The organism is Aeromicrobium sp. PFPM2_SD2, assembly GCF_057364525.1.
Genome location: NZ_JBNFNZ010000484.1, coordinates 1 through 1,784 on the forward strand (window position 1 = coordinate 1; position 1,784 = coordinate 1,784).

Consider the following 1,784-nt stretch of genomic DNA (forward strand, 5'->3'; position numbering starts at 1 on the left):
CTCAGACGCCGGCGGCGGCGCGCAGCGCGTCGGCGCGGCCGGTCTCCTCCCACGGCAGGCCGGCGCGGCCGAAGTGGCCGTACGCGGCGGTCTGCGCGTAGATCGGACGCTTGAGGTCCAGGTCGCGGACGATCGCGGCCGGACGCAGGTCGAAGACCTCGAGCACCGCGTCACGGATCGTGTCGACCGGGACCGTCTCGGTGCCGAAGGTGTCGACGTAGAAGCCGACCGGGTGCGCGACGCCGATGGCGTACGCGACCTGCACCTCGACCTTGGTGGCCAGGCCGGCGGCGACGATGTTCTTGGCCACCCAGCGCATCGCGTACGCGGCGGACCGGTCGACCTTGCTCGGGTCCTTGCCCGAGAACGCGCCGCCGCCGTGACGGGCGTAGCCGCCGTAGGTGTCGACGATGATCTTGCGGCCGGTCAGGCCCGCGTCGCCCATGGGGCCGCCGATGACGAACTTGCCCGTGGGATTGATGTGCAGCTTGTAGTCGGACGCGTCGATGTCGTAGTCGGCCAGCACCGCGTCGATGACGTGCTTCTTGATGTCGACGGCGAGCTGGGCCTCGAGGTCGACGCCCTCCTTGTGCTGGGTGGACAGCACGATGGCCTCGACCCGCTTGGGCTTGTCGTCGTCGCCGTACTCGATGGTGACCTGGGTCTTGCCGTCCGGGCGCAGGTACGGGAGCGTGCCGTCCTTGCGCACTGCGGTCAGCTGCTCGGCCAGGCGGTGGGCGATGGTGATCGGCAGCGGCATGAGCTCGGGGGTCTCGTCGACGGCGAAGCCGAACATGAGGCCCTGGTCGCCGGCGCCCTGCAGGTCGAGCGGGTCGACCGACGAGCCGAGACGCGCCTCCTCGGCGCGGTCGACGCCCTGGGCGATGTCGGGCGACTGGGCGTCCAGCGTCACCTGCACGGCGCAGGACTCGCCGTCGAAGCCCTTCGTCGAGGAGTCGTAGCCGATCTCCAGCACGCGGTCGCGGGCGATGCGCGCGATGTCGGCGTACGTCTTGGTGGTCACCTCGCCGCCGACCAGCACCAGGCCGGTCGTCACGAACGTCTCGGCGGCCACGCGGCTGTCGGGGTCCTCGGCCAGCAGGGCGTCGAGGATGCTGTCGCTGATCTGGTCGGCGATCTTGTCCGGGTGGCCCTCGGTGACGGACTCGGACGTGAAGAAACGGCTCACGATGTGCTGGCTCCTGAGATTCGGGGACGTGCCGATGGTAGACCCGGCACGCACAAGGGCACGTTCATCCCAGCAGGTGGGCCGCCGCGTCCCACACCGCGTGGGCGAGCCGGGACTTGGGTCCGTGCGGCACGGGCACCTGCGTGCCGTCGGCGCCCAGCACCACGGCCTCGGTCTCGTCCTTGCCGAAGACCCGGTCGCTGCTGACGTCGTTGACGACGAGCAGGTCGCAGCCCTTGCGCTCGAGCTTGGCCTGCGCGTGCTGCATGACGGTGCCGTTCGCGTCGCCGGTCTCGGCGGCGAACCCGACGATCACCGGGCGCTTGCTGGTGCGTGCGGCGACGAGCTCGGCCAGGACGTCGGGGTTCTCGACCAGCTCGATCGGCGCGGGGCCGGCGCCGGGGACCTTCTTGATCTTCGCGTCGGCGAAGGCGGCGGGCCGGAAGTCGGCGGGGGCGGCGGCCATGACGACCGTGTCGGCGTCGGCCGCGTGCTCGTGCATCGCCCGCCGCAGCTCGTCGGTGGTGACGACGCGCACGACGTCCGCACGGCCGGGTCGGGGCAGCGAGACGTTCGGCGCGAGCGTCACCCGGGC

The 1,784-nt window shown here is 71.5% G+C and carries 2 protein-coding genes; both read right to left on the bottom strand.

From position 1 onward, the window contains the following. Position 1 precedes the first annotated feature (1 nt). Positions 2-1,192, bottom strand: a complete 1,191-nt coding sequence (gene metK, locus AC2W7G_RS15375; RefSeq protein WP_485869209.1) for a methionine adenosyltransferase — start codon at positions 1,190-1,192, stop codon at positions 2-4. A gap of 61 nt (positions 1,193-1,253) precedes the next feature. After that, positions 1,254-1,784, bottom strand: a 531-nt coding sequence (locus tag AC2W7G_RS15380; RefSeq protein ID WP_485869208.1) for a phosphopantothenoylcysteine decarboxylase domain-containing protein, incomplete at its 5' end; no start/stop codon positions are given.